This is a genomic window from Streptomyces sp. NPDC093586 (genome assembly GCF_044764905.1).
Classification (GTDB): Bacteria; Actinomycetota; Actinomycetes; order Streptomycetales; family Streptomycetaceae; genus Streptomyces.
The window spans coordinates 1-1,790 of sequence record NZ_JBIWJA010000101.1 but is presented as its reverse complement, the minus strand read 5'-3'; the positions used below and the strand labels follow the sequence as shown (position 1 = coordinate 1,790).

Here is a 1,790-nt window from a genome sequence, read left to right as displayed (position 1 = left end):
GCCGACGCGCAGGAGACGTTCGTCCGCGAGTACGGGCTGTCCCTGGTGGGCGGCTGCTGCGGTACCACGCCCGAGCACCTGCGGCAGGTCGTGGAGCGGGTGCGTGGCCTGACGCCCGGCGCCCGGGATCCGCGCCCCGAGCCGGGTGCCGCCTCGCTCTACCAGTCGGTGCCGTTCCGGCAGGACACCTCCTACCTGGCGATCGGTGAGCGCACCAACGCCAACGGCTCGAAGAAGTTCCGTGAGGCGATGCTGGCCGGCCGCTGGGACGACTGCGTGGAGATGGCCCGCGAGCAGATCCGTGAGGGCGCGCACATGCTGGACCTGTGCGTGGACTACGTGGGCCGCGACGGTGTGGCGGACATGGAGGAGCTGGCGGGGCGGTTCGCGACGGCCTCGACGCTGCCGATCGTGCTGGACTCCACCGAGGTCGACGTCCTGCGGGCCGGGCTGGAGAAGCTGGGCGGCCGCGCGGTGATCAACTCGGTGAACTACGAGGACGGCGCCGGTCCCGAGTCCCGCTTCGCCAAGGTCGCGCAGCTGGCCCGGGAGCACGGTGCGGCGCTGATCGCGCTGACCATCGACGAGGAGGGCCAGGCCCGCACCGCCGAGAAGAAGGTGGAGATCGCCGAGCGGCTGATCGAGGACCTCACCGGCAACTGGGGCATCCACGAGTCGGACATCCTCGTCGACTGTCTGACCTTCACCATCTGCACCGGCCAGGAGGAGTCCCGCAAGGACGGGGTGGCCACCATCGAGGGCATCCGCGAGCTGAAGAAGCGCCACCCCGAGGTGCAGACCACGCTGGGCCTGTCCAACATCTCCTTCGGTCTCAACCCGGCCGCCCGGATCCTGCTCAACTCCGTCTTCCTGGACGAGTGCGTCAAGGCGGGCCTGGACTCGGCGATCGTGCACGCCTCGAAGATCCTGCCGATCGCCCGCTTCGACCAGGAGCAGGTCACCACCGCCCTCGACCTGATCTACGACCGCCGCCGCGAGGGCTACGACCCGCTGCAGAAGCTGATGCAGCTGTTCGAGGGCGCCACCGCCAGGTCGCTGAAGGCGTCCAAGGCCGAGGAACTGGCCGCCCTGCCGCTGGAGGAGCGCCTCAAGCGCCGCATCATCGACGGCGAGAAGAACGGCCTCGAACAGGACCTGGACGACGCCCTGAAGGACCGCCCGGCCCTCGACATCGTCAACGAGACCCTCCTGGACGGCATGAAGGTCGTCGGCGAACTCTTCGGCTCCGGCCAGATGCAGCTGCCGTTCGTGCTCCAGTCCGCCGAGGTCATGAAGACCGCGGTGGCCCACCTGGAGCCGCACATGGAGAAGACCGACGACGAGGGCAAGGGCACCATCGTGCTGGCCACCGTCCGCGGCGACGTCCACGACATCGGCAAGAACCTCGTCGACATCATCCTGTCCAACAACGGCTACACCGTCGTCAACCTCGGCATCAAGCAGCCCGTCTCCGCGATCCTGGAAGCCGCCGCCGAGCACCGGGCCGACGTCATCGGCATGTCCGGACTCCTGGTCAAATCCACGGTGATCATGAAGGAGAACCTGGAGGAGCTCAACCAGCGCGGCCTGGCCGCCGACTACCCCGTCATCCTCGGCGGCGCCGCCCTCACCCGCGCCTACGTCGAACAGGACCTCCACGAGATCTACGACGGCGAGGTCCGCTACGCCCGCGACGCCTTCGAGGGCCTGCGCCTGATGGACGCCCTGATCGGCATCAAGCGCGGCGTCCCCGGCGCCGAGCTGCCCGAACTGCGCCGGCGCCGGGTGCG

Annotated in this window: 1 protein-coding gene; it reads left to right on the top strand. The window is 69.2% G+C overall.

What is annotated here, in order from left to right; translation table 11 throughout:
• The coding region (locus ACIRFH_RS36575) for a dihydropteroate synthase (RefSeq protein WP_403530909.1) at nucleotides 1-1,790 on the top strand (1,790 nt) is incomplete at both ends.